The 24,100-nt window shown below is 62.7% G+C and carries 24 protein-coding genes; 16 read left to right on the top strand and 8 right to left on the bottom strand.

Features of this window, described 5'->3' with window-relative positions:
- Nucleotides 1–135 precede the first annotated feature (135 nt).
- From F8N66_RS11240 to F8N66_RS11250, 3 genes are all read left to right on the top strand, one after another.
- Complete coding sequence (locus tag F8N66_RS11240; protein WP_150770238.1) at nt 136–735, top strand: histidine phosphatase family protein; 600 nt, start codon at nt 136–138, stop codon at nt 733–735.
- Nucleotides 736–936: 201 nt separating this feature from the next.
- Nucleotides 937–1,371, top strand: a complete 435-nt coding sequence (locus tag F8N66_RS11245) for a PaaI family thioesterase (RefSeq protein WP_150770239.1) — start codon at nt 937–939, stop codon at nt 1,369–1,371.
- 254 nt (nt 1,372–1,625) lie between these two features.
- The gene (locus tag F8N66_RS11250; RefSeq protein WP_150770240.1) at nt 1,626–2,087 is read left to right on the top strand and encodes a hypothetical protein; all 462 of its coding nucleotides are present in this window, start codon (nt 1,626–1,628) and stop codon (nt 2,085–2,087) included.
- Between the two features lie 84 nt (nt 2,088–2,171).
- Here the strand turns inward: F8N66_RS11250 and F8N66_RS11255 are convergent, their stop codons facing one another.
- The gene (locus F8N66_RS11255; RefSeq protein ID WP_150770241.1) at nt 2,172–3,200 is read right to left on the bottom strand and encodes a D-cysteine desulfhydrase family protein; all 1,029 of its coding nucleotides are present in this window, start codon (nt 3,198–3,200) and stop codon (nt 2,172–2,174) included.
- Between the two features lie 357 nt (nt 3,201–3,557).
- On the opposite strand from F8N66_RS11255, the gene F8N66_RS11260 reads away from it, so the two are divergent.
- Both F8N66_RS11260 and F8N66_RS11265 read left to right on the top strand, forming a co-directional pair.
- A complete protein-coding gene (locus tag F8N66_RS11260) occupies nt 3,558–4,790 on the top strand; it encodes a YbfB/YjiJ family MFS transporter (RefSeq protein ID WP_150770242.1) in 1,233 nt (410 codons plus the stop codon).
- Nucleotides 4,787–6,034, top strand: a complete 1,248-nt coding sequence (locus F8N66_RS11265; RefSeq protein ID WP_150770243.1) for an MFS transporter — start codon at nt 4,787–4,789, stop codon at nt 6,032–6,034. The genes F8N66_RS11260 and F8N66_RS11265 overlap by 4 nt, the downstream gene beginning before the upstream one ends.
- On the opposite strand, the gene F8N66_RS11270 is transcribed toward F8N66_RS11265, so the two are convergent.
- Nucleotides 6,018–6,917, bottom strand: a complete 900-nt coding sequence (locus tag F8N66_RS11270; RefSeq protein WP_150770244.1) for a LysR family transcriptional regulator — start codon at nt 6,915–6,917, stop codon at nt 6,018–6,020. The genes F8N66_RS11265 and F8N66_RS11270 overlap by 17 nt on opposite strands.
- 262 nt (nt 6,918–7,179) lie before the next feature.
- Between F8N66_RS11270 and F8N66_RS11275 the strand changes: the two genes are divergently transcribed.
- Genes F8N66_RS11275 through F8N66_RS11290 form a run of 4 tightly spaced genes read left to right on the top strand, consistent with a single transcriptional unit; the run spans nt 7,180 to nt 10,729 of the window.
- Nucleotides 7,180–7,494 carry a DUF485 domain-containing protein gene (locus F8N66_RS11275; protein ID WP_150770245.1) on the top strand — a complete coding sequence of 105 codons (315 nt, stop codon included), beginning with the start codon at nt 7,180–7,182 and terminating at the stop codon, nt 7,492–7,494.
- On the top strand, nt 7,491–9,164 hold the full coding sequence (locus F8N66_RS11280) for a cation acetate symporter (protein WP_150770246.1): 1,674 nt from the start codon (nt 7,491–7,493) through the stop codon (nt 9,162–9,164). The genes F8N66_RS11275 and F8N66_RS11280 overlap by 4 nt, the downstream gene beginning before the upstream one ends.
- A gap of 38 nt (nt 9,165–9,202) precedes the next feature.
- Nucleotides 9,203–9,757: a cytochrome b gene (locus tag F8N66_RS11285; protein ID WP_150770247.1), complete on the top strand. Its 555-nt coding sequence runs from the start codon at nt 9,203–9,205 to the stop codon at nt 9,755–9,757.
- Nucleotides 9,758–9,760: 3 nt separating this feature from the next.
- The gene (locus F8N66_RS11290; RefSeq protein ID WP_150770248.1) at nt 9,761–10,729 is read left to right on the top strand and encodes an NAD(P)H-dependent flavin oxidoreductase; all 969 of its coding nucleotides are present in this window, start codon (nt 9,761–9,763) and stop codon (nt 10,727–10,729) included.
- Nucleotides 10,730–10,846: 117 nt separating this feature from the next.
- Here F8N66_RS11290 and F8N66_RS11300 read toward each other — a convergent pair whose 3' ends face one another.
- Nucleotides 10,847–11,734 (bottom strand): LysR family transcriptional regulator, encoded by an 888-nt coding sequence (locus tag F8N66_RS11300; RefSeq protein ID WP_150770249.1) that lies wholly within the window; start codon nt 11,732–11,734, stop codon nt 10,847–10,849.
- 123 nt (nt 11,735–11,857) lie between these two features.
- Between F8N66_RS11300 and F8N66_RS11305 the strand changes: the two genes are divergently transcribed.
- Together F8N66_RS11305 and F8N66_RS11310 are read left to right on the top strand one after the other, a co-directional pair.
- Nucleotides 11,858–12,526 (top strand): MOSC domain-containing protein, encoded by a 669-nt coding sequence (locus F8N66_RS11305; RefSeq protein ID WP_224790462.1) that lies wholly within the window; start codon nt 11,858–11,860, stop codon nt 12,524–12,526.
- A 313-nt stretch (nt 12,527–12,839) separates the two neighbouring features.
- Nucleotides 12,840–13,889, top strand: coding sequence for an NAD(P)H-dependent flavin oxidoreductase (locus F8N66_RS11310; protein ID WP_150770251.1), 1,050 nt, complete (start codon nt 12,840–12,842; stop codon nt 13,887–13,889).
- Nucleotides 13,890–14,014: 125 nt separating this feature from the next.
- Here F8N66_RS11310 and F8N66_RS11315 read toward each other — a convergent pair whose 3' ends face one another.
- Nucleotides 14,015–16,474, bottom strand: coding sequence for a TonB-dependent receptor (locus tag F8N66_RS11315; protein ID WP_150770252.1), 2,460 nt, complete (start codon nt 16,472–16,474; stop codon nt 14,015–14,017).
- A 265-nt stretch (nt 16,475–16,739) separates the two neighbouring features.
- Here F8N66_RS11315 and F8N66_RS11320 point away from each other — a divergent pair, with 265 nt between their 5' ends.
- The gene (locus tag F8N66_RS11320) at nt 16,740–17,198 is read left to right on the top strand and encodes a cupin domain-containing protein (RefSeq protein ID WP_150770253.1); all 459 of its coding nucleotides are present in this window, start codon (nt 16,740–16,742) and stop codon (nt 17,196–17,198) included.
- Nucleotides 17,199–17,255: 57 nt separating this feature from the next.
- Here the strand turns inward: F8N66_RS11320 and F8N66_RS11325 are convergent, their stop codons facing one another.
- Nucleotides 17,256–18,689, bottom strand: a complete 1,434-nt coding sequence (locus tag F8N66_RS11325; RefSeq protein WP_150770254.1) for an MFS transporter — start codon at nt 18,687–18,689, stop codon at nt 17,256–17,258.
- A gap of 133 nt (nt 18,690–18,822) precedes the next feature.
- Here F8N66_RS11325 and F8N66_RS11330 point away from each other — a divergent pair, with 133 nt between their 5' ends.
- Entirely contained in the window at nt 18,823–19,731 is a 909-nt protein-coding gene (locus F8N66_RS11330; RefSeq protein WP_150770255.1) for a LysR family transcriptional regulator, read from the top strand.
- Here the strand turns inward: F8N66_RS11330 and F8N66_RS11335 are convergent.
- The gene (locus F8N66_RS11335) at nt 19,728–19,997 is read right to left on the bottom strand and encodes a hypothetical protein (RefSeq protein WP_150770256.1); all 270 of its coding nucleotides are present in this window, start codon (nt 19,995–19,997) and stop codon (nt 19,728–19,730) included. The genes F8N66_RS11330 and F8N66_RS11335 overlap by 4 nt on opposite strands.
- Before the next feature lie 419 nt (nt 19,998–20,416).
- Here F8N66_RS11335 and F8N66_RS11340 point away from each other — a divergent pair, with 419 nt between their 5' ends.
- Together F8N66_RS11340 and F8N66_RS11345 are read left to right on the top strand one after the other, a co-directional pair.
- On the top strand, nt 20,417–21,481 hold the full coding sequence (locus F8N66_RS11340; RefSeq protein ID WP_150770257.1) for a hypothetical protein: 1,065 nt from the start codon (nt 20,417–20,419) through the stop codon (nt 21,479–21,481).
- Between the two features lie 16 nt (nt 21,482–21,497).
- Complete coding sequence (locus F8N66_RS11345) at nt 21,498–21,851, top strand: DUF1428 domain-containing protein (protein ID WP_150770258.1); 354 nt, start codon at nt 21,498–21,500, stop codon at nt 21,849–21,851.
- A 15-nt stretch (nt 21,852–21,866) separates the two neighbouring features.
- Here the strand turns inward: F8N66_RS11345 and F8N66_RS11350 are convergent, their stop codons facing one another.
- Nucleotides 21,867–22,061, bottom strand: a complete 195-nt coding sequence (locus tag F8N66_RS11350) for a hypothetical protein (protein WP_150770908.1) — start codon at nt 22,059–22,061, stop codon at nt 21,867–21,869.
- Between the two features lie 60 nt (nt 22,062–22,121).
- Between F8N66_RS11350 and thpR the strand changes: the two genes are divergently transcribed.
- Nucleotides 22,122–22,661 carry an RNA 2',3'-cyclic phosphodiesterase gene (gene thpR / locus F8N66_RS11355; RefSeq protein ID WP_150770259.1) on the top strand — a complete coding sequence of 180 codons (540 nt, stop codon included), beginning with the start codon at nt 22,122–22,124 and terminating at the stop codon, nt 22,659–22,661.
- Between the two features lie 231 nt (nt 22,662–22,892).
- On the opposite strand, the gene F8N66_RS11365 is transcribed toward thpR, so the two are convergent.
- Nucleotides 22,893–23,990 (bottom strand): polyamine ABC transporter substrate-binding protein, encoded by a 1,098-nt coding sequence (locus tag F8N66_RS11365; RefSeq protein ID WP_150770260.1) that lies wholly within the window; start codon nt 23,988–23,990, stop codon nt 22,893–22,895.
- Nucleotides 23,991–24,100: the final 110 nt, after the last annotated feature.

Here is a 24,100-nt window from a genome sequence, read left to right on the forward strand (position 1 = left end):
TGGGGTCACTATATTTGTGTTGAGCACTGGGATAAACGCACGATCTGAAACATCAGTTGATACACTGTGTAATCAATGAATAAACCCCTCGCCAACTGATAGAGTCGGCACTCTTTGCTTAATGAGATGGATTTCATGGATGTCTATGTCGTGCGACACGGTGAAACCTGGGCCAACGCTGAGCAGCGTTACCTTGGATCACTGGATCCAGCGCTGACCGAACGGGGGCGCGGGCAAGCGCTTGCGCTTAAGGAATATTTGCCTGGAGATCTCGACGTGCTCATCGTTTCCCCCCGACTGAGGGCCAGGGAAACCGCCGATATTCTCAATCAAAGGCTCGGCCTGCCGGTCGAAATCCTCGACTGTTTTCGAGAGCGTGATGTCGGGGTGTTCGAGGGCTTGACTCAAGCCGAAGCAAGCACGCGATACCCGCAGCTGTGGTCGCAAAACATCACCCGACGCTGGGATATCGGGCCCACCGGTGGCGAGTCAATTGCCGACGTGGTGAAGCGGGTGAGCGAGGGGCTGGTAGCACTGCAATCGAGCTATCCCGCAAAAAAAGTCTTGCTCGTTGCCCACGGCTTCGTGGCCAAGATCATCCGCGCATTGGCCAAGGGCGACCTTGGCGACCTGTTCGACTGGCAGCTTTCAAACGGCACCCTGCTGGTTCTGGAAAACTTCGAGATGCCGGCCGTGGATGCGGACACGTTGAAAACCTCACTGCCGCTTTTGTGATGAAAACGGCTGTCGGCCCAGCGGTGGTATTTCCGTGAGTTCACACGCCTGCTGCACCGGCAGGCGCGTGAGAGCCCTTATCACTGCCAATTCCCCATGCGCATGATCCTTGCCCCATCCCGAGATCACCACTAAACCCTCAAGGCTGAACCTGCACATTCAGATCAACGACACCGCTCATAACCGGAACAAGGAAGGACCATGAACGACACCGTCATTCCCGAAGGGTTTAACCCGCTGACCCGCAGTAGCCCGCTGCTCGATTTGCTTGGCCCGATCTACTGCCGGGGCAGTGGCTTGCAACTGGAACTTGGATTACGCACGGACTCACGGCACGCCAATGGCCGTGGCACCCTGCATGGAGGTGTTCTGGCGACACTGGCAGATGTGGGCATGGGCTACGCCATGGCCTTTTCCAGCGACCCGCCGCAGCCATTGATCACGGCAAGCATGACCCTGGATTATCTCAGCGCCGTGCAGATCAACGAGTGGTTGGAGGTGCGGCTTGAGCACTCCAAAAAAGGACGACAACTGGCGTTTGCCACCGTTGGCCTGTATGTCGGTGAGCGAGCGGTTGCGCGTGCCAGCGCAGTGTTCGCGGTGCCGATGAACGAATTCCCCTCGCCACGGGGATGACAGAAGTTGGAAACCTCCGGGGCTTTGCGTTCGCCAGGACCAAAAGAGCAGGGCTTCTGTATCGCCGTGTATCCGGACCCGCTCTGCGCAGACTGGCTTACAAATGCCCCTCGATCCGGATACATCCGGGATACACGGTTGCAGTCAAATAGCCCTGCCTTAGCGAGAAAGCAAACGCCTCTCGCACCACGGCTTATCGCCCTTGTGGCATGACCCTAGCGGCCTGGCCGCACACTGTATCCGGAGTAACAACCATGTCCCGTATGTCGAACAAATCTCGCATTGGCCTGATCGCAGTTGCACTGGCCGGCAGCATGAACCTCGCCTCGTCCGCTTTCGCCGCTGACGCACTGCCACAAGGCTACCAACTCGCCGCGGCGGAAAAGACCAGCGAAGGCAAATGTGGCGAAGGCAAATGCGGCGCCAGCGAAACCGGCGCCAAGGTGACCAAGGCCGGTGAAGGCAAGTGCGGTGAAGGCAAATGCGGCGACGCCTCGTTCGCCCGCACCGACACCGACCACGACGGCCGCGTATCGCTCAAAGAACTGCTGACCGTAGCCCCTCAGGGCGCTGAAGAATTCAAGGCGATGGACACCAACGGCGACGGCTTCCTCTCCGAAGGCGAAGTCTACAAATACCGCACCAACCAGTTCACTTCCAACGGCAAGAAAGTGCCTACCGAACTGTTCACCAAAATGAGCAAAGCTCAGGGCTGATTGTTCTGCGTAAACCCAACCTCCCCGTGTTTTTAGCCGGGGAGGTTTTTTTATGGCCGCTGCAAAACTTCCCTCACCGCAGCGCTAGTCAAACGCACTGCGATAGGCAAACAACCCCGGCAAGCCACCGGTCATCACGAACAGCAGGTTGCTGCCCGCCGGGTAATCGCCCCGGCGTACGGCGGCCAGCAGTCCGGCGAAGGCCTTGCCGCCGTAGACCGGGTCGGTGAGCAAGCCTTCCCGGGAAGCCAGCAGGCGCACGGCTTCGAGCATGGTGTGGGTCGGCGCGCCGTAGGCTTCGCCGCGCTGGCTGCCGTCGATGTGGATTGCGTTGTCGGCCAGGGCGGCGGACGGGTCGAGGAGCTGCAGGGTTTGCCGGGTTTTTTCCAGGGTGGTGGCCGATGCCTGTTCCTGGGTGGCCAGTACCGAGTAGCCAACGATTTGTGTGGACGATTGGGCCAGGGTAACGCCCGCCAGCAATCCCGAATGGGTTCCGGCGCTGCCGTTGGGGACGATGATCCGGTCAAATTGAATGCCCAGCGCATCGGCCTGGCGCAGCACTTCTGCCGCGCAGGCGGCATAGCCCAGGCTGCCCCGTGGGCTGGAACCGCCCAGCGGCATGACGAAGGGTTTCTTGCCTTGGGCCTTGAGCGTGTCGACAAGCTCGGCTGCATAGGTGTCCGGCGCCAGGCCTCGCGGCAGCCGATGGACTGTCGCGCCAAACAGATCGTCCAGCAGGACGTTGCCGTTGTGGCAGAAGTCATCGTCGTTGCGCACGGCTGAGGGGGTCAGGATCAATACGCAGGCGAGGCCCTGGCGGGCGGCGACCGCGGCGGTCAGCCGGGCATGGTTGGATTGGAAACCGCCCCAGGTCACCAGGGTGTCGGCGCCTGCGGCCAGTGCTTCGCCGAGCAGGAATTCCAGTTTGCGCAGCTTGTTGCCACCACCGCCGAGACCGGTCAGGTCGTCGCGTTTGACGTAGAGGTTGCAGCCGTTCATGTCGGGCAACTGGCTCAAGCGGGAGAGTTTCTGGATCGGTGTCGGGCCTTCGAGCAGTGTTGCCCTGGGGTAGGCAGCGAGGGCGGCATCGAGGCGGGTCAAGTCGTGGGGCATGAAGGATCACTCTTGGCGTAAGGGGACGGAGTGGATCGGCCACTGTAAGAAGCTGTGGTTTGGAGATATACCGGTCCTCGGTAATTACTGTTGATACATCGTGTAATCAAACACATCGCCTTGGTGGTGCACGCAAACCCTGTGGGAGCGGGCTTGCCCGCGAAGGGGACGGCACATCCTCTACATCTGCTGTGGTTGGAATGCCGTCTTCGCGGGCAAGCCCGCTCCCACAGGGTTTGCGTGCATCTTGATGTCAGGTATGTATCTTGTTTGCAGATAACCGTTGCCTGTTTAATTCGCTTCTTGAGATATCGCCTTCGCGCGTAGAGTCCGCCCAACTGAAGAATGGAAGGGCAGATGATGAACAGCGTAAAGCCAGCGATCACCGCGACGGCGCAACCCCCCGCCAACCCCTGGCGCGGCACCGTGGCGGGTTTTTCGGCGAGCCTTGTCGGGATTGGCCTGGCGCGCTTTGCCTACACGCCGCTGCTGCCGGCGATTGTCGGTGCTCACTGGTTTGACGCGTCCAAGGCGGCTTATCTCGGCGCGGCCAACCTGGCGGGGTATCTGGCGGGGGCGCTGTTCGGGCGTTCACTGGCGGCGAAAACGTCCACCCGGTTCACCCTCCGGGCGATGATGCTGCTCGCCAGCCTTGCCTTTTTCGCCTGCGCGTATCCCGTGTCCTTTGCCTGGTTCTTCGGCTGGCGATTTCTGTCCGGCGTTAGCGGTGGGGCGCTGATGGTGCTGGCGGCGCCCACGGTCCTGGCCCACGTACCGCCCTCGCGCCGAGGCCTGGCCGGCGGGGTGATTTTCATGGGGGTGGGGGTCGGGATTGCGGCGTCCGGCACCCTGGTGCCGCTGTTGCTGCAACAGGGGCTTGCGCAAACCTGGCTGGGATTGGGGGTGATCGCCCTGTTGCTGACCGCCATTGCCTGGCGCGGATGGCCGAGCGACAACGCGCCGGTGGCCGGCGCCAGCCATCACCGCCGCGTGCCACCCACTGGAACCCTCAAGGCGCTGTATGTCGAGTACGCGCTTAACGCCGCCGGCTGGGTGCCGCACATGATTTTCCTGGTGGATTTCGTCGCCCGGGGTCTCGGCCAGGGCCTGCAGACAGGCGCACAGTACTGGGTGCTGTTCGGCATCGGCGCGACCCTCGGCCCGCTGCTGGCGGGTGTGCTGGCCGACCGGGTGGGCTTCGGTCGCGCGTTGCGGGTGTCGTTCATCATCGAAGCCCTCAGCGTTGCGGTGCCGGCGTTCGGGCTCGGGACTGTCTGGTTGATGGCGTCGAGCGTGATCGTCGGTGCCTTTGTCACGGGCACCGTGCCGCTGGTGCTCGGTCGGCTGCATGAAATCCTCGCCAGGCATCCCGCCCAACAACAGGCGGCCTGGCAAACCGCCACGGTGGGTTTCGCCTTGTTCCAGGCGATTGCCGCCTATGGCCTGTCGTTTCTGTTTTCCTACAGCGGCGGCAACTACAGCCTGCTGTTCATGATCGGCACGGCGGCCATGTTGATGGCTTTTGCCATCGATGTGGCGGCGGCACTGCGAAGCGCCCCGCGTTCAACCTCGGAGCACCTGTCCCAGTGAATTATGCCGATCGCAATCTTGCCTATTGGCGGCGCAACCTGGCTGTCTGTGTGTTTGGTTCGTTCACCACCCTGGTGAGCCTGAGCATGCTGTTGCCGTTCTTGCCGCTCTACGTGCAACAACTGGGCGTCACGGACCAGGCCGATGTCGTGCAGTGGTCGGCCGTGGCCTTCGGCGCCACGTTTTTCGGCACGGCGATCACCGCGCCGTTGTGGGGCCGGCTGGCGGACCGTTACGGTCGCAAACCCATGCTGATTCGCGCGGCCATCGGCATGGCAATAGTGATGTCGCTGATCGGGCTGGCACGCAATGTCACCGACCTGGTGCTGCTGCGCCTGGTCGCCGGGCTGATCGGCGGCTACGCCTCGGCATCGATTGTGATGATCGGCTCCCAGGTGCCACGGGAAAAGGCCGGTTGGGCGCTCGGCGTGCTGTCGACCGGGGCCTTGTCCGGCAATCTGATCGGGCCGCTGGTGGGCGGATTCCTGCCGCAACTGGTGGGCATTCGCGGCACTTTTTTTGTCGGCGGGGCGATGATTGCGGTGGCGGCGATCACCACCCTGGTGTTGATTCGCGAGGATTTCGATCGTGGGGTGGACGGCGCGCGGCGCGGTAAAACCGCTCCGGTCGAAGGCGTCAGTGCCCGCTGGCCAATCATCGCCGCGTTGCTGATGACGGCGATGATGGTGCTGCTGGCCAACATGTCGATCGAGCCGATCATTACCGTCTACATCGGCCACCTGGGCGTGGCTTTCGATGATCAGGCGAAGATCGCCGGGGTAGTGATGGCCTGTTCGGCGCTGGGCAGTATTTTGACCGCCGCCCGGTTGGGCGCGTTGGCCGACCGTGTCGGCAGTTGGAACGTGATCATCGGTTGCCTGGTGTTGACCGGCATCGTCATGGTGCCCCAGGCGTTCGTCACGCAGTGGTGGCAACTGGCGGTGCTGCGCGGCCTGATGGGCATGACCATCGCCGGCCTGCTGCCGGCCATCGCCAAACTGATCCGCCATTCGGTGGAAGAGCACAGCACCGGAAAAATCCTCGGCTACCTGCAATCGGCGCAGTTCTCCGGGCAGGTGATCGGGCCGTTGATCGGCGGCCAGATCGGCGCGCATTTCGGCTTGCACCACGTGTTCCTGGTGACGGGCGCGCTGCTGGTGCTGTGTGCCGGGATCAACGCCTGGGTGAAAAGCCGTTTTTATGCCATGCCCGGCATCGCCGATCGCACTACAGCGCCACGCTAGCCAGGACCGGGGCAGCGACAGCGTCCTGGCGCACGCTGTGCAGGAAGGTGGCCAGGGCGCTTGAGTAATAGCCGTCGATGCGCCGCACGAACACGGTTTCCACTTCTGCCATGTGCGCCGGCAGATCATGAACCGCGACCACCCCGTCGCGGGCCGCGCTGGCGACAACGCCCCTGGGCAACAGCGTAATCCCGACGCCTGCCGACACGCAGGCGATGATGGCTTCGATCGAGCCGAATTCCAGCGGCTCGGGGGCGACGATGCCGAGGCTGGTCAGCAGGGTGTCGAGGCGTTGGCGATACGAGCAGCCGATGCGGAACACCACGGTCTTGAGGTTTTCCACCCCGGCGATGTCTTCCAGGCTGCGAAAGGTCGGTGAGGTGACCAGCACCAGCTCTTCGCGAAACGCCTCTTCGCTGTGCAGCTCCGGGTGATTGACCGGCCCGGCGACAAACGCGCCTTCGAGCTTACAGTCAATGACGCCCTGGATCAGGCTGCAGGTCGTGCCGGTGCGCACCACCGGGCGAACCTCGGGATACGCCTTGGCGAACTGGGCGATCAGGCGCGGCAGACGCAGGGCCAGGGTGGTCTCCAGCGTGCCGATTTCCAGCACGCCCTTGGGATGGCCGTCATCGCGAGCGGCGCTGGTGGCATCGAGCAGCAATTTCGAGAGCCGGGCGGCGAAGGGCAGGATGCGCCGGCCCGCGGGCGTCACCTGCACACCCTTGGCGCTGCGTTGAAACAGCGCCACGCCCAGCTCGTCTTCCAATGAGCGAATCCGCGCCGACACGTTCGACTGCACGGTGTTCAGCTCGCTGGCGGCCTTGTTCATGCTGCCGTGGCGCGCGACGGCATCCACCACCTTGAGGTCTGCTACATCCATCGCACTCACCTATCTCTAAAAGGAATAACTCAGGCTGTATCTGAAGCCTGATTGAGATTAGGGGCGCAGGGCCTGGAAGGCAAGCGGGAAGGGCGTGCAGATTCACCAAAAACGATCAACGGAATCACAAATGATCATTTTACATGATCATGAGCCGGGCATAGGTTGAAGGGGCACAGATACCGCAGCCAGTGGCGGATCGAGTCTTCGAATCTGAGGCTGTGGAACAACAATAACGTCACCACTGCTACACGGAGTCAACGTGAACCATGCAACCGAATCAGCCAGAATTCGCAACCACCCCCGTTACAAGGAACTGGTCTCGCGGCAACGAAGATTCGTCGCCGGCCTTACCGCCGCCACCCTTGTCCCGTACTTCACGTTCATCCTCGTCGCCGCCTTCGCCCCCCACCTGCTAGCGACGAAGCTTTCCGCCACCAGCATCATCAACATCGGCTGGCCCCTGGGCCTGGTGTTTATCGTCGGTGCCTGGTTGTTCACCGGGCTCTACATCCTGCGGGCCAACGGTGAGTTCGATGCACTGACCGCGCAAATCCGCGAGGGGGCGATCGTATGAAACACGTGCTGCGAAACCTCATCCTGCCGATCCTGCTGAGCACATTGGCGGCGCGCGCCATGGCCGGCGACGTCCTGCAAAACGTCGAAAAACAACCGGTGAACATCACCGCGATCAGTATGTTCCTGGTCTTCGTCGTGACGACCCTGGGCATCACCTACTGGGCCGCCTCCAAGACCAAATCCATGGACGATTTCTACAATGCCGGCGGCGGCATCACCGGCTTCCAGAACGGCCTGGCGCTGGCCGGCGACTACATGTCGGCGGCGGCGTTGCTGGGCGTCACCAGCATGATCTTCTTCAACGGCTTTGACGGCGTGCTGTACTCGATCAGTTTCTTTGTCGCCTGGCCGTTGCTGTTGTTCCTGTTCGCCGAGCGCATTCGCAACCTGGGGCGCATTACCATCTCGGACATCGCGTCTTTCCGACTCGATCAAAACCGTATCCGCACCATGACCGCCTTCGGCTCGCTGACGGTGGTGTGCTTTTATCTGGTAGTGCAGATGGTCGGCGCGGGGCAGTTGATCCAGCTGTTGTTCGGTCTGCCTTACAACTACGCGGTGGTCGCCGTCGGCCTGTTGATGGCGGTCTACGTCACCTTCGGCGGCATGGTCGCCACCACCTGGGTGCAAATCATCAAGGCCGGGTTGCTGTTGTTGGGCGGCACGTTGCTGGCGTTCCTGGCGCTGAGCAAGTTCGGTTTTTCCTTCGATCTCTTGTTCGAAAAAGCCGTGGCCGCGCACCACGATGGCGAGCGGATTCTGCTGCCGAGCAAACTGGTGGCCGATCCGCTGTCGTTGATCTCCTTGTCACTGGGCCTGGTGTTCGGCACGGCGGGATTGCCGCACATCCTGATGCGCTTCTTCACCGTGCCGGATGCCAGGCAGGCGCGCAAATCAGTGTTCGTCGCCACCGGCTTCATCGGCTTCTTCTACCTGATCGTCGCCGTGCTGGGGCTGGCCGCCATCGTGATCGTCGGGCAGGACCCGGCCTTCTACGAAAACGGCAACCTGGCCGGCAAGCTGATCGGCGGCGGCAACATGCCGGTGATGCACCTGGCCAAGGCCGTGGGCGGCGATTTGCTGCTGGGCTTCATCTCGGCGGTGGCGTTCGCGACGATTCTGGCGGTGGTGTCCGGGCTGACGATGGCCGGCACCTCGGCGATTTCCCATGACCTGTATGTGATGGTGGTCAAGAAGGGCAAGGCCGATGCCAAAGACGAGCGCCGTGTGTCGCGGATCGCTTCGGTCGGGATCGGCATCGTTGCCGTGGTGCTGGGGATTTTGTTCAAGGATCAGAACATCGCCTTTCTGGTGGCGCTGACCTTCGGCGTGGCGGCCTCGGTCAACTTCCCGATCCTCGTGCTCTCGATGTACTGGAAGGGGTTGACCACTCGCGGTGCATTGATCGGCGGTGTCGCCGGGCTGGTCAGCGCGGTCGGCCTGGTGATTCTCTCGCCGGCGGTCTGGGTCAAGGTGCTGGGCAACGCCGACGCGATTTTCCCCTACGACTACCCGGCGATCATCTCGATGAACGTGGCGTTCTTCTTCACCTGGCTGGGCTCGGTCACCGACCGCAGCCATGGGGCAGGGCTTGAGCGCGAGCGTTTCGACGACCAGTTAATCCGTGCCCAGACCGGGCTTGGGGCCTCGCAAGCGGTCAATCACTGAACCCCACTATTTTGCGAACGCTGCAAAAGGAGTCAGCCATGCAATTACGCGACAATGGCCTGAGATTTTCACCGATCACCGTTGCCCTGCACTGGATCGTGGCGTTTTCCCTGCTGGGCATTTTCATCCTGCAAGTGATGAGCGATTACGTGTCCGGCGAGGCCGTTCAACAGGAACTCGGCAGGGTGCAAAACCTGCTGGGCCTGCTGCTGTTCCTGGTCTCGACCTACCGTTTCTGGGCGCGGATCACGTCCTATCATCCGTTGCCGGTGGGCACGCCCAACCCCATCGAAGTGATCATCAGCCGCTCGGTGGCGGTGTCGCTGGCCCTGGCGATGGTGCTGCTGCCCATCGCCGTCTGGGCTTCACGGGCGGCGGCCGGGCAGGCGCTGGAACTGCCCGGCGGCCTGGCGATACCGACCCTGCTGCCGGCCAACCAAACGTTGAAGCAGGTGGTCGATGTGCTGTTCAACATCGGTGCCTCGGCATTCCTCGCCGGCCTGGCGCTGCACATCTTCGGCGCGGTCAAGAATCACTTTCTCCTGAAGAACAACACGCTCAAGCGGATGCTTGGCAAACATGTGGAGCTGTGAGTCATGCACGAATTCGATTTTGCGGGTAACGACATCACCCGGCTCTGCGGCGTGAAATACCCGGTTTTTCTCGGCGGCATGGCCGCGATTTCCGGGCCGCAACTGGTCGCGGCGGTGGCCAATGCCGGGGGCATGGGCGTCATGGGCGGCCTGCGCCTGCCGCCCCTGGCGTTGCGCCGCTGGATCCAGGAAACCCGCGCGCTCACCGACAAGCCCTTTGGCGTGAACCTGGTGCCGCAGTTCGGCGGCCCGGATGTGTTCGAAGCGCAGTTCCAGGTGATCCTCAAGGAAAAGCCCAAACTGCTGTCGCTGTTTTATGCCGAGCAATATGCCGCCGACATGATCCCCCGGGCGAAGGATGCGGGGCTGGTGGTGATGGTGCAGGCGGGGTCGGTGGAGCTGGCCAACATCGCCATCGCCCAGGGCGCGGACATCATCATCGCTCAGGGCAGTGAAAGCGGCGGGCACCTCAATCGCGGCACCATCGGCATCATGCCGTTGCTGACCTCGATCCTGGGCGTGGCCGAAGGTCGGCCGGTGTTGGCGGCGGGGGGGATCGTTCACGGTGACGATGTGCGGGCGCTGATGTCCCTGGGCGCCTCCGGGGTGGTGGTGGGCACGGCGTTCATTGCCACCGAGGAGTCGAACGCGCACCCGCTGTACAAACAGAAGATCGTCGAGGCGAGCACCGATGACACCGAATACCGCACCGGCTATTCGTTCGGCTGGACCTACGGCACACCGCACCGGGTGATCCCTAACCGCGACAAATGGAACCTGCTGCGCTTCATGGGTGGCGGTGCGCGAGCGATCGACAAGCCGCGACTGGCCAAGAAACTGTCGCTGTATGCGGGGCAGGGGGTGGGCAAGATCCACAGTGTGGTGCCGGCGGCGGAGCGGGTGGCGGAGCTTGTTCGTGGGCTGGATCAAGTGCCTGTGATCTTGAATGAGCCAATCAGAATGCTCGGCTGACTCAATCCCCTGTAGGAGCGAGCTTGCTCGCGAAGGCGTCAGGTCAGCTGACATCAACGATGGCTGACACACCGCCTTCGCGAGCAAGCCCGCTCCCACAGGGGGTGTTGGTATTTTTCAGACGGTGGCCGGCCGTGCATTCTGCTGCTGCGCCATCCCAATGAACGCGCTCATCGCCGAGGTGATCATCGAGTCGTTGCGGCGGATGAACACCGTGGAAACGTGGGCGAATTGCGGGGGCAGGGTGTGCCAGCGGATCGCGTGGCGCACGCTGCAATTCTCGGCGATGGCCTTGGGCAGCAAGGTCACGCCCATGCCCGCCGCGACGCAGGACAGGATGCCGTCGAGCGTGCCCAGTTCCATGATCTGGTTGGGCACCAGTCCCACCTGATAGAACCAGTTTTCCAGGGTCGAGCGATAGAAGCAGCCTGTGCGGAACACCAGCACCGTTTGCTGGGGCATCTTGTCCATCAGCGCCGGCAGGGAGTCGAACTGGCTGCTGCTGACCAGCACCAGCTCCTCGCTAAACACTTCTTCCTGGGTCAAGGCCGAATTCTGGTGGAACCCGCCGACAAAGGCGCCGTCGAGCCGATGGGCTTCTATTGCCTTGATCAGTTCGACCGTGGTGCCGGTCAGCAACGACAACTGCACTTGGGGGTATTGCTCGCGGTATTTGGTCAGCACCTGGGGCAAGCGGATCGCGGCGGTGGTTTCCATCGAGCCCAGGCGCAAAAGTCCGGTCGGGCTGCCGGTGTCCATCAAGGCACTGCGGCTCTCGTCGGTCAGTTGCAGGATGCGCCGCGCATAGCCGAGGAAGGTCTCGCCCGCCGACGTCAGCACCACCCCGGATTTCTTGCGGATGAACAGCTCGCGATTGAGCTCGGCTTCCAGCTCCTTCACACGCATGGTCACGTTGGATTGCACCGTATTCACCTGCAACGCCGCGGCGGTGAAGCTGCCCAGCTCGGCCACGGCGCAGAAAATCTTCAGTTGGCGCATTTCCATGATCGTCACCATCCATCTCTAAAAGTGATTATGGACATATTTAACGATCACTTTACGGCTGCCGACAGCCGTAAGTAAAGTGATCAAAACCGGGTAGCGAGCGTAAGTCGACCAATGACTCTGATGACGAAAATTGACCACGTGTTTGCCGGTGGCCTGGGGGTGTTGCAGCCCGAAGGACAGCGCACGGGCATCTTCAAGCAACGGCATGCAGGTCCGGTCCGCGTCGAGCGGCAGGGCATTGTCGGTGACCAGCATGGCGACACCCGTGTGCACGGCGGTCCGGAAAAGGCGGTGCACCAGTACGCCGCGCAGAATTACGGGCGCCTGGCGCACGCCTTCGCCGACAGTGCCGCGCAACTGGTGCCGGGCAGCCTGGGGGAGAATATTTCGGCGCTCGGCCTCTGTGAATGCAACGTGCACATTGGTGACGTGTTCCAGGTCGGCAGCGCCGTGTTGCAGGTGTCCCAGCCGCGCAGCCCGTGCTGGAAGATCAATCACCGCTTTGATGCCGAACACATGTCGATGTTCGTCGCCCGGGAGCGCATCACCGGTTGGTACTACCGGGTCCTGCAACCGGGTTTTGTGCAAGCGGGTGACGTGATTGAGCTGCTGGAGCGGCATAGCGAACGATTTTCCATCGACCGGTTCTGGCAGGTTCAGCTGGCGCACCGGCCGTTGATCGATGACTTGTTGGCGCTGGCGGCGGTGGCCGGATTGGCGCCAGACTGGCAGCGGCGCTTGTCCGAGCGGGCGAGGTATTTGCTTAAGCGTGTTGAGGGCGGCCTCTGAGTTTGCAGCTGTACCCTGACCCAACTGTAGGAGCGAGCCCGCTCGCGAAAAACGCCCGGACACCGTGTTTATTCAGACGGCCGGCGTTATCGTTGATGTCCATCGCGAGCAAGCTCGCTCCTACAGAGGGTCTCCACTCCGGCCTCTTTGATTCATTATTAATGATTCATTAGATCAATAATCATCATTTTACATGATTAAGTCCCTGCCTTACGCTGGGTCTGCCGGTCGCACCCACCCTCCACCGGGGCCGGGCAGCCTTTCTGACTGGAGAGCCTAGGTTTTCCTTCATTCCTCACGTTCAGGTGTCGCCATGTCCAATCCTCTGTTGTCCCTGCTGAACATTGCACTGCCGATCATTCAGTCACCGATGGTTGGCGTCTCCACGCCAAAGCTGGCGGTAGCGGTGTCCAACGCCGGCGGGCTCGGTTCCATCGGTATCGGCGCGAGCAACGTCGAGCAGGCGCGGGCCATGCTGCGCGAGACGGCGGCGCTGACGGACAAGCCCTTCAACGTCAATGTGTTCTGCCACGCGCCAGCAGTGCAGGACAGCGTGCGCGAGTCGCAGTGGCTGGATTTTCTCGCGACGTTTTTTGCCGAATTCGACGCTGCCGCGCCCACTTCGCTGCGTGAGATCTACACCTCGTTCGTCGAAGACGCCGGCATGCTGCAAATGCTGGTCGAAGAGAAACCCGCCGTCGTCAGTTTCCATTTCGGCCTGCCGCCGCAATCGGCCATCGATGCGCTCAAGGACGCCGGCATTGTCCTGCTGTGTTCGGTGACGAATCTGGCTGAAGCGCAGCAGGCAGAGCGTGCCGGTGTGCATGCCCTGGTGGCGCAAGGTTATGAAGCCGGGGGCCATCGCGGGGTGTTCGATGCGCGGCAGGACAGCGAGATGGGCACTTTCGCCCTGGTGCGGGTGCTGAGCGAGGCATGCCGGCTGCCGGTCATCGCGGCGGGCGGCATCATGGACGGCGCGGGCATCAAGGCGGTCATGCAGTTGGGCGCCAGTGCCGCGCAACTGGGTACGGCATTTATCCTCTGCCCGGAGTCCTCGGCCAGCGTCGCCTACCGTGACGCCCTGAAAGGCCCGCGTGCCCACCAGACCCGGGTCACCAGCGTGATTTCCGGTCGTCCCGCCCGAGGCATGGTCAACCGTAACTTCACCAGCCTGGAGGCCAATGCCCCGGCGCTGCCGGATTACCCCATCGCCTACGACGCCAACAAGGCGCTCAACGCCGCCGCAGCCGCCAAGGCCAACAGCGACTTCGCCGTGCAGTGGGCCGGGCAGGGCGCGCCACTGGCCCGGGAAATGCCGGCGGCGGCACTGGTGAAATTGCTCGCCGCCGAAATGAACGCCTGACACCTTTCCCCTGTAGGAGCGAGCCTGCTCGCGATGGTGGTCAACGATAACGCGTGCCGTCCGAGGGCACGCGGTGTCCTTGATACCCTCGCGAGCAAGCTCGCTCCTACGGGGGCAATGGGGTCTTAGAAATCCACGGTCGCCGACAATTTCAGTGTCCGTGGCTCACCCTGGGTCAGGTAGTTGTTGGCGGTCGAGGCTGAAGACCAGTACGCCTTGTTCGCCACGTTCTCGACGTTGGCGCGCAGGGTGATGTACTTGTCGTCGGCCTTGAAGCCGTAACGGGCGCCGAGGTCGACGCGGGTCCAGGCCGGGATGCTCAGGCTGTTGGCGGCGTTCACGTACTCGCCGCCGGTGCGCAACAGGCGACCGTTGAGCGCGGCGCCCTGAATGCCTGGCACGTCCCAGTCCGCGCCCAGGTTGTACTGGAAGCGCGGCACGCCGGCGGCGCGATTGCCGTCGTTGAGGCCGTTGGAGGTCTTCTTCTGTTCGGTGTCCATCCAGGTCGCGCCGGCCAGCAGGCGCAGGCCATCGAGCGGTTCGCCGAACACGTTCAATTCCACGCCTTTGTTCACTTGCTCGCCGTCGACACTGAACGTCGGCAGGCGATTGCCGGTGACGGTCGAGGTCGAGCTGTTCGGCATCTCAATGCGATACACGCCCAGCGTCGCGCCGAAGCTGTTCCAGTCCAGCTTGACCCCGGCTTCGACCTGCTTGCTGCGATTGGGCGCGAACACTTCGTTGGGGTTGGTCACGCCGGTGGACGGTGCGGTCGGGCCTTGTTGCAGGCCTTCGATGCGGTTGGCGTAGAACGACACATGCTCCCACGGCTTGATCACCAGGCCGTACACCGGGGTGGTGATCGACTCTTCGTAGTTGGCCGTGCGCGCGCCGCTGGTGGTGTTCCAGCCATCGACTTCAATGGTCTGGCGGCGCACGCCGAGGGTCAGCAACACGCGATCGTCGATGAAACCCAGGGTGTCGGACACGGCGGCACTCTTGATCCGGTTTTTACCGACGATGCGCGGATCATGCACATCGCTGCCGAAGTAGGTGTTGGTCGGGCGCGGCACTTGCACCGGGTTGTACAGGTTGCCGTTCGGGCGGTTGGCCACCAGGATCGCCTCGAACGCCGAGCGCTGTTCGCCCCAGGTGCCGGACAGGCCGAAGTTCATCTGGTGGGTGACCGGGCCGGTGGTGAAGTGGCCGTTCAGGCCGGCGATGGCGCTTTTGTTGTCTTCGTCGTGGGGCGAGTAGAGGAAGCCCACCTTGCCGCTGCCGTCATTGGCGACATACAGGGACGAGTACTCGCCGTTTTCCCGGGTGTGCTTGGCGCCGCCGCCAGCGTAGGCCGTCCAGTTGTCGTTGAGGTCGTACTCGGCGTTGACCATGCCGTAGGTGTCTTCCAGTTCCGACCAGGTCCAGTCCTGGGCGTAGTTGTCCTTGGCCGAGGGCGCATGGGGGACTTTGGTGCCGGTGGGGTAGACCACGGAGCGACCGTTGTTGATGCGCTGTTTCTGGTAGCCCAGGTCGGTGGAGACCCGCAGGCGATCGCCGCGATAATCGAGGCCGACGGCGATCAGTTGCGAGTGTTCGGATTCGTCATCGACAGCGGTGTCGCCACCGTGATTGGCGAGGTTGACCCGGGCGCCGAAACGGTTGTCTTCGCCGAAGCGCTGGCCGAGGTCGATGTGCCCGCCGACCTGGCTGTCACTGGCGTAGTCGAGGCTCACGCTGCGGGTCGGGGTGTCCTGCGCGCGCTTGGGCACCAGGTTGACGCTGCCGCCAATGCCGCTGCCGCCCGGTCCCACGCCATTGATGAAGGCGTTCGGGCCCTTGAACAGCTCGACGCGCTCCAGCGCCTCGGTGGTGATGATCTGCCGGGGCAATACGCCGTACAGGCCATTGAAGGAAATATCGTCGGTGGTCAGCGGCAACCCGCGAATGGTGAACACCTGGGAAAAGTTGCCGAAGCCCGCCGACTGGCGCACCGAGGCATCGTTGAGCAGCACATCGCCCACGGTCCGCGCCTGCTGGTCCTCGATGGTCTGGGCGGTGTAGCTGACCACGCTGAACGGCACGTCATTGATACTGCGATTGCCCAGCACACCCAGGCGCGCCGAGCGGGCGACCTGGCCGCCGGCATAGGTGTCGGCCGATTCGGTATTCACGCCATTGACCGTGGTGGCGCCCAGTTCCAGCGCCGCGCCGCTGTCGACCTGCGGCGCCACCGTGTAGCGGTCGCCACCGGTGTCGATCAGCGAAAAGCCACTGCCTTGCAGCAGCCGGGCGAAGCCCGATTGCACACTGTAGTTGCCTTGCAGGCCGGCGCTTTGTTGCTCATTGAACAGGTTGGCATCGAACGACAGCAGCACCCCCGATTGCGCCGCGAATTGCGCCAGCACGCTGGCCAGCGAACCAGGACCGATGGCGTAGCTGCGCGTGGTCGCGCTGGCGGTGGTGTTGGCGGCCAGGGCACTGTGCAGCGGGGCCATGGCGGTCAGGGCGATGGCCAGGCTCAATACGTTCAGCGGGAGGCGGGCGGGGCGGAATCTGTGAAGCAACTGCGGCGATCTGGAAGTCATGCGGCATGCCTGTGGGTGCAAAGGAAAAATGAGCGTTTCCCTACACACCGGACGACCGCGAAAAAGGTATCAGCGAACATTGAAAAAAATTGTGGGCGGCCCGTCGGGCCGGTGTATCCGAACGTATCTGGGTTGCCGACCGCTACTTGGGCATACAAAAACAGGCCCTGCGCGACACGAACGCGATACACGCTGGCGGCGTAATGGACCTGCCTTACCCAGGCATCCCGCGCGTTGTTTACCCCGCGCTCATTGGAGAACTGCGATGTCCCGAAATAACAAATTCAAAACCGCCAGCCTGCTCGGCGCTGCTTTGGTCGCTGTGACACTGACTGCGTTCGCCGGCCTGTCCCAGGCCCAGGAAACCAAGCCAGCAGCCGACGCTGCCCCCGCCAAGAGCTGGCAGACAGGCATCAGCCGTACCGACCTGGTGCATCGCGATCTCGATGTCGAAGGGCGTGAAGTGATTCAGGTGCGCGTCGATTTCGAACCGGGCGTGGTGTCGCCCAAACATGCCCATCCGGGTGTCGAGGTGGCCTACGTCATCGCCGGGACCTTCGAGTACGAGCTTGAAGGACAGCCAAACGTGATCCTCAAGGCCGGCGAGTCGTTGTACATACCGGCCGGTACGGCGCATGTGGCGAAGAACATTGGCAAGGACAAGGCTTCGGAACTGGCGACCTACATCGTCAAGAAAGATACGCCGCTGCTTATCCTGAAGTAGGAGCTGCCGAAGGCTGCGATCTTTTGATCTTGCTCTGTGAAAGATCGCAGCCTCGTTTCACTCGACAGCGCCTACAGTCTCCTGGACGGGACGCTGTGTAGCGCGACGAGCGATGAAGCAAGCAATGATGATCAATCCCAGGGCGACCCCAAAAGTCATGCGCATTGCGTTGGCGATGGCTTGCGGATGTGCCGCCGCCACGTCGACCGTCGCCGAACCCAGGGCAAACACCGCCCCTAACACCGAAGCCCCGGTGATCAACCCCAAATTGCGCGACAGATTGAGCAGCCCCGACACCACCCCCCGTTGCGCCGGCTGGACATCGGCCATCACCCCGGTGTTGTTGGCCGTCTGGAACACCGCATAACCCAGGGTGATCACCACCATGGGCGCGATGTAGCCGCCGAGGCCGAAGCCACCGGGCAGCACCGACAACAGCAGGCAGCCAAGCGCCATCACACCCAGGCCGGCCAGGGTCATGCGCGGCGCACCCAAACGGTCGGCAATGCGCCCGGCAGGAACCCCGGCCAGCGCGGCGACCAAGGGCCCGACCGACAGCACCAACCCAGCCCCGACCGCGCTTAATCCAAGCGCCCGGGACAGATAGAACGGCCCGACCACCAGCGTGCCCATCATCACCGTGCTCACCAGCAGGCTCATGACCAGGCTGGCACTGAGCTGTCGATCGCGGAACATCGCCAGTTGAATCAAGGGTGCCGCCACACGCGTCTCAACCCATGCAAACAGCCCGATACCCACGCCCGCCGCCATCAGCAATGCCAGGTTCAACAGGCCGAAATGGCCGCGCCCCAGGGTCATGGCCAGCGCGTAGGCGCCAAGCGTCAGGGCCAGCAACAGGGTGCCTGGCGGATCGAACGCGACGGTTCGCGGAGCAGGGCGGTCGGCCGGTAAATAGCGATGGGCGAGCAGCAACGTCAACAACCCCAAAGGCACCAGGACCAGAAACATCGCCCGCCAGCCCGGGCCGGCGATCAGCACGCCACCCAGCGATGGGCCCAGCGCCGTACCGATGGCCGACATTGTGCCGAGCAAGCCCATGGCGCTGCCGGTTTTCTCCCTGGCCACCGTCTCGCCCACGAACGCCAGGGTCAGCGCCATCATGATCGCCGCGCCAAGGCCTTGCAGCGCCCTGGCGCCGATCAACAGTCCGAGGCTCGGCGCCAGGCCGCACAACGCCGACGCCAGGGTGAACACGCCGATACCGGCCACCAGCAGGCGCCGCCGACCCAGCAGGTCACCGAGGCGCCCGACACTGACGATCAGGGTGGTGACGGCCAGCAGGTACGCAAGGACGATCCACTGCACCTGTTGGAAGGAGGCATCGAACACCTGGGCCAGCGTTGGCAAACCGACATTGGCAATGCTGGTGCCCAGGGATGCCAGCAGCATCGACAGTGACAGACTGGCCAGCACCCACCTGGCCGATAGCGGCCGTTGCGCGGGCTGTGTGACGGCGATGGTGGAATCCATGGGCTGCCTCTTTTCAGATCGCTCCGGATTGGAGCTACCGAAAATCTACGCCTGCGCCTAACATGGCGGAAGACGCACCGGTTGCACTGAATACGTGCGTCTGACGCCATTCCACCACGCCATGGGGCGATTCATGTCCACGCCTGATCTCAATCTGCTCGTGACCCTCGACGTACTCCTGACCGAAGGCAGCGTGGCGCGGGCGGCCAAGCGCTTGCGCCTGAGCCCGTCGGCGATGAGCCGGGCGCTGGCGCGCCTGCGTGAAACCACCGGCGATCCCTTGCTGGTGAGGGCCGGGCGGGGCCTGGTGCCGACGCCGCGCGCACTGGCGTTGCGTGAACGGGTCAGTCAGCTGGTACTGGAGGCGCAAGCGATGCTGCGCCCGGCCGAGCAGCCCGACCTCAATCACCTGGTGCGCACGTTCACCCTGCGCACCAGCGAGGGCTTTGTCGAAAACTTCGGTGCCGCGCTGATCGCCCGCCTGGCCGCGCAAGCGCCCGGCGTACGCCTGCGTTTCATGCACAAGCCGGACAAGGACAGCACGATGCTGCGCGACGGCACGGTCGATCTGGAAACCGGAGTGGTCGGCAAAAACACGAGCCCGGAGCTACGGACCCAGGGTTTGTTCCGCGACCGGTGGATCGGCGTGGTGCGCACGGGGCATGGGCTTGGGGAGGGCGAGATGACGCCCGCGCGCTACGCGGCGGGCAGCCACATCAGCGTGTCGCGGCGCGGGCTGGACAAGGGGCCGATTGATGAAGCGCTGGAGCCGCTCGGTCTGCAGCGGCGGATCGTGACCGTCGTCGCCGGTTTTTCCACGGCGCTGGCCCTGGCCCGATCCTCCGAGCTGATCGCCAGTGTGCCGGAGCGTCACACCGCCAACCTGCGCAGCGGCATGCACAGCTTCACGCTGCCCCTGTCGCTGCCGCCCTTGACCGTGGCCATGCTCTGGCATCCGCGGATGGAGGCGGACCCGGTGCATCGCTGGTTGCGTGGTTGCCTGCGCGAGGTGTGCGTGACGGTGCCGGAAACGGCGTCTTAGAAGGTGAAGGAACGCATCGAACGTGGCGCGGCCTGAGCCATCTCGATTTCAAGCAAATGCTCGGCCAGCACATCGTTGAGGAAGCGGAACTGATCGTTGAGGCCGACCACTTCGTTGTTGAAGTGATGACCGGCTGACGGAATCAACAACGCTTCGAATTTTTCGTCGAATACCAGGGTCAACACCTTACGGGACTCGTACTGCTGCGAGTAGTAGTTGTTACCGAATACCGGGAAGCTCACGGACAGGGTGACTTCGTTGATCATGACGTGCGCTCCTCGGAAAGGACGAACCAGCCAAATGCGCTCAACGTGAAGGCCGTCAGGGCCAGGCAGGTCAGGAGATGGATTAGCATGGTTCGACCCTCCGCTACAGGGTTTCGTGTTGGGTTGAGATTGATCCTACGCTGACGGTTGCGTGGCGGAAGGCATTCGTGGCGATGGTGAATATCGATGCAAGTGATGGTCGATTCCGTGGGTGTTCTTCAGGGCCCCTTCGCGGGCAAGCCCGCTCCCACAGTGGCCGGTGGTGAAATGCCCGCGATCCCTGTGGGAGCGGGCTTGCTCGCGAAGATGCCCGATCGAACACCGCAAAGCCAAATGGACAATGACCGCCACCTATACTCAATTCAGGGCATTCAAGCGCCGGCCGCCCGGTTCGGCACAGACTTCAGGGAGCCACGATCTTGAACCTGCGTTCGCTGATCGTCGCCGTGGTGATCGTGTTGGCGGGCTGCGTCGCGGCCCCGCGCGCGCCGGTGGAAACGCCGCAGGTCATGGTCTCGCCCGCCACCTGGCAACAGGTGGACCGGGAGATTGTCGAGGCCTCGCAATCGGCCACCGAGCAAACCAAAATCTACGCCCGTGGCGCCATGGATTACTGGCGCACGCGGGTCTATGAACTGACCGAAGAAAACTTCATCCCCTGGTTCAGCAGCTACTGGACCCAGGAATGGCTGTCGATGAAGGTCAGTTGGTACACCCTCAGCGCCCAGGGCGAGCAGGATGCCTCGGAAAAACGCCTGGCCGCCTACCTGCTGGAGCAGTACCAGGAAAAGGTCCTGGCCCCGGCGGCGGTGGAGGTTGATCCCGATGCGATCCTCAGCCTGGCGGCGGCGTTCTACCTGGACATCCTCAAGGAAGCATTGCAGCGCATCTCCCAGCGTCATGGCGTGCCAATTGCCCAGCTCAATGGGCGCATCCAGAAAATCCCGGCCATCGCCCTCGGGCCACCTTCGGCGCGTGACGCGTCGTTGTACCAGGTGGTGTACGCCGAGCCGCTGAACACCTTGCCGGCCTACACCGCGCTGGTCGACAAGATCCACAAGGCCGGCGGCGACAAGGGCGTCGGGTCGACCGACACCGCCATGGCGCCGGTGGCCAGGCGCGCCAGCCAGCGGATGGAGGCCGAAATGGCTCCGCGCGGGGCGGCCAGTGCCGTGGCGGCGGCGGCGGGAAAACTGGCCGGGGGCTTGATTACCGTGGGGGTCGCGGGGATTCGCGCATTGATTCAGGCCGCTGACCGGCCCGACAGCGAGGCGCTGATCCGCAGCAGCCTGGGCAACACCTTCGACAAGGCCTGGATCAAGCTGGTGCAGAACCCGACCACCGGTGTCATGGCCGGGACCTTGTACATGGCGGGCCAGATCGAGGGCAACCTGGCGGCCAGCGCACAACCGCCGGTCGGCCTGGAGGCCAGCCATGTCGAATGGCAGCCTGGCCAGTCGACTAACCAGCAGATCAACCCATGAGCCAAGGAGAACACCCATGTCTTACGTCAATGGTTTTGTCGCGGCGGTACCCAGCGCCAACCGCGAAAAATTCAAGGAACACGCCGACATTGCCGCGGCGATTTTCAAGGAAAACGGCGCCTTGAGCGTGGTCGAGTGCTGGGGCAATGATGTGCCGGATGGCAAGGTGACGTCGTTTCCGATGGCGGTGAAGCTCAAGGCCGACGAAACCGTGGTGCTCGGCTGGCTCATCTGGCCGGACAAGGCCACCAGCGATGCCGCGATGGAAAAAATGATGGCCGACCCGAGGATGCAGCCAGACGTCAATCCGATGCCGTTCGATGGCCAGCGGATGATCTTCGGCGGTTTTGACATCATCGTGAAGGCTTGAACCGCCGATGCAGGATCACTCGGATGGCGGCGTGATCCTGCAACTCTTGCGATTGCGAATCTCGCTGTCCGTGGGTCGCTGCCTGACGAACTCGAAGCGCGGCTCACCCTCGTTGTAGTGAACCAGCCAGCCCCATTCCAGCTCGGACTCGTCCTGACCGGGTTTGGGTGGCATGGCCCACCATGGTTCCTTGCTGATGATTTCCCGCATGGCCCCCTCCAGTTGAATCGATTGCATGAACTATAACTTGGATGTCAGGAGGTGCCAGCCATGAGCGACGAAACCCGCGAACCCTTCAAACGGCTGTTTTTTGCCCTGGATTGCGCACCCGCGCAACGCAAGGCCATCGCCCAGTGGCGCGGCGCGCTACAACTGCGCAGCGGGCGGCCGGTGCCGGCGGACAACTTTCACCTGACCCTGAAGTTCCTGGGATCGGTCGACACGGCGCAGATAGCCGACGTCTGCACGGCGGCGGGCTCTGTCCGAACGTCGGGCGAGCGTTTGACCGTGGTACTGGATCGCCTGGAGGTGTGGCGCAGGGCCGGGGTGCTGGTATTGGCACCGGAGCAGGCACCGCCAGCGTTATTGCGCCTGGTGTACGACCTCGAACAGGCCCTGTTGCCGTTTGCACTGGAAGATGCGCCACGGGAGTTCCGCCCGCACCTGACCCTGGCCCGCGACTATCGCGCGCCGGTTCCCGAGTCCGTCACGCCGCCGGAATTTTTCCTGCGCGCCGAGCGTTTCACCCTGTTCGAATCCCACAAGGGCAAGTACGTGGCGTTGGCCTCGTGGCCGTTGGGAACGGCATGAGATCCCACAAAAAAAGGCGCCCGAGGGCGCCAAACTTCACCTTAACCGAGGAGCCAGGTGAGCAATGCAGCGGTGGTAAGGCGCTGCATGAACGGAAATGGGGGTGTATGCCACAGGCCAATGTGGGAGCGGGCTTGCTCGCGAAGGCGTCGGCATAATCAATATTGATGTCGCCTGACCCACGGCGTTCGCGAGCAAGCCCGCTCCCACAGGGGACCTGTGTTGTGTGAGTTATTTACCGAGTTTTACTTTGGTCCAGCCCCGGGTCATCACCCGCTGCACGCCAATCGGCATGTCCGGAATCGCATACAGCGTCGCCATCGTTTCCTGCGACGGGTACGAACCCGGATCGTTGCGAATCGCCTCGTCCACCAAAGGCGTGGCCGCCGAATTGGCGTTGCTGTAGCCGATGTTGTTGGTGATCTCGGCGATGATGTCCGGGCGCATCAGGAAGTTCATGAACAGGTAGGCGTTCTCGACGTTGGCGGCATCGCGCGGGATGGCGACCATGTCGTAGAAACTGCCGGCGCCTTCTTTCGGAATGCTGTAGTCGATCTTCACCTTGTCCCCGGCTTCCTGGGCGCGGGCCTTGGCCTGCAGTACGTCGCCGGAATAACCGACGGCCACGCAGATGTTGCCGTTGGCAAGGTCGGAGATGTACTTCGAGGAATGGAAGTACGCCACCGACGGACGAATCTTCATGAACAGCGCTTCGGCTTCGGCGATGTGCCCCTTGTCCTGATCGTTCACCGGGTAGCCCAGGTAGTGCAGGGCGGCCGGGAGCATTTCAGTGGGCGAATCGAGGAAGCTGATGCCGCAGGCCTTCAGTTTTTCCGCGTTTTCCGGCTTGAACAGCAAATCCCAGGAGTTGGTCGGGGCGTTGGCGCCGAGCACTTCCTTGACCTTATCCGGGTTGAAGCCGATGCCGATCGAGCCCCACATGTACGGGAAGGCGTGGGCGTTGTCCGGGTCGCTCGCCGAGGCGTTTTTCAGCAGCACCGGGTTGAGGTTTTTCCAGTTGGACAATTTGGACTTGTCCAGTTCCTGGTAGACGCCAGCCTTGACCTGCTTGGCCAGGAAGCTGTTGGACGGCACGACGATGTCATAGCCGGATTTGCCTGCCAGCAGGCGTGCCTCAAGGGTTTCGTTACTGTCGAACACATCGTAGGTCACCTGGATCCCGGTCTCGTCCTCGAACTTCTTGACGGTGTCCGGGGCAATGTAATCCGACCAGTTGTAGACGCGCAGAACCTTGTCGTTGGCCTGGGCGCCCGTTGCCATCGCGCCCAATAAGGACAGTGCCAGCAGAGTTCTGCCAAACATTTTCATCGGTACAACTCCATTCTTTTCTTATTCAAATTACGCAAAGCAATTGCAGTGAACACAGAACCCTTTTGTAGGAGCTGCCGAGTGAAACGAGGCTGCGATCTTTTGGCTTT

It is taken from the genome of Pseudomonas fluorescens, assembly GCF_902498195.1.
In the GTDB taxonomy this organism is placed as follows: Bacteria; Pseudomonadota; Gammaproteobacteria; order Pseudomonadales; family Pseudomonadaceae; genus Aquipseudomonas; species Aquipseudomonas fluorescens_BU.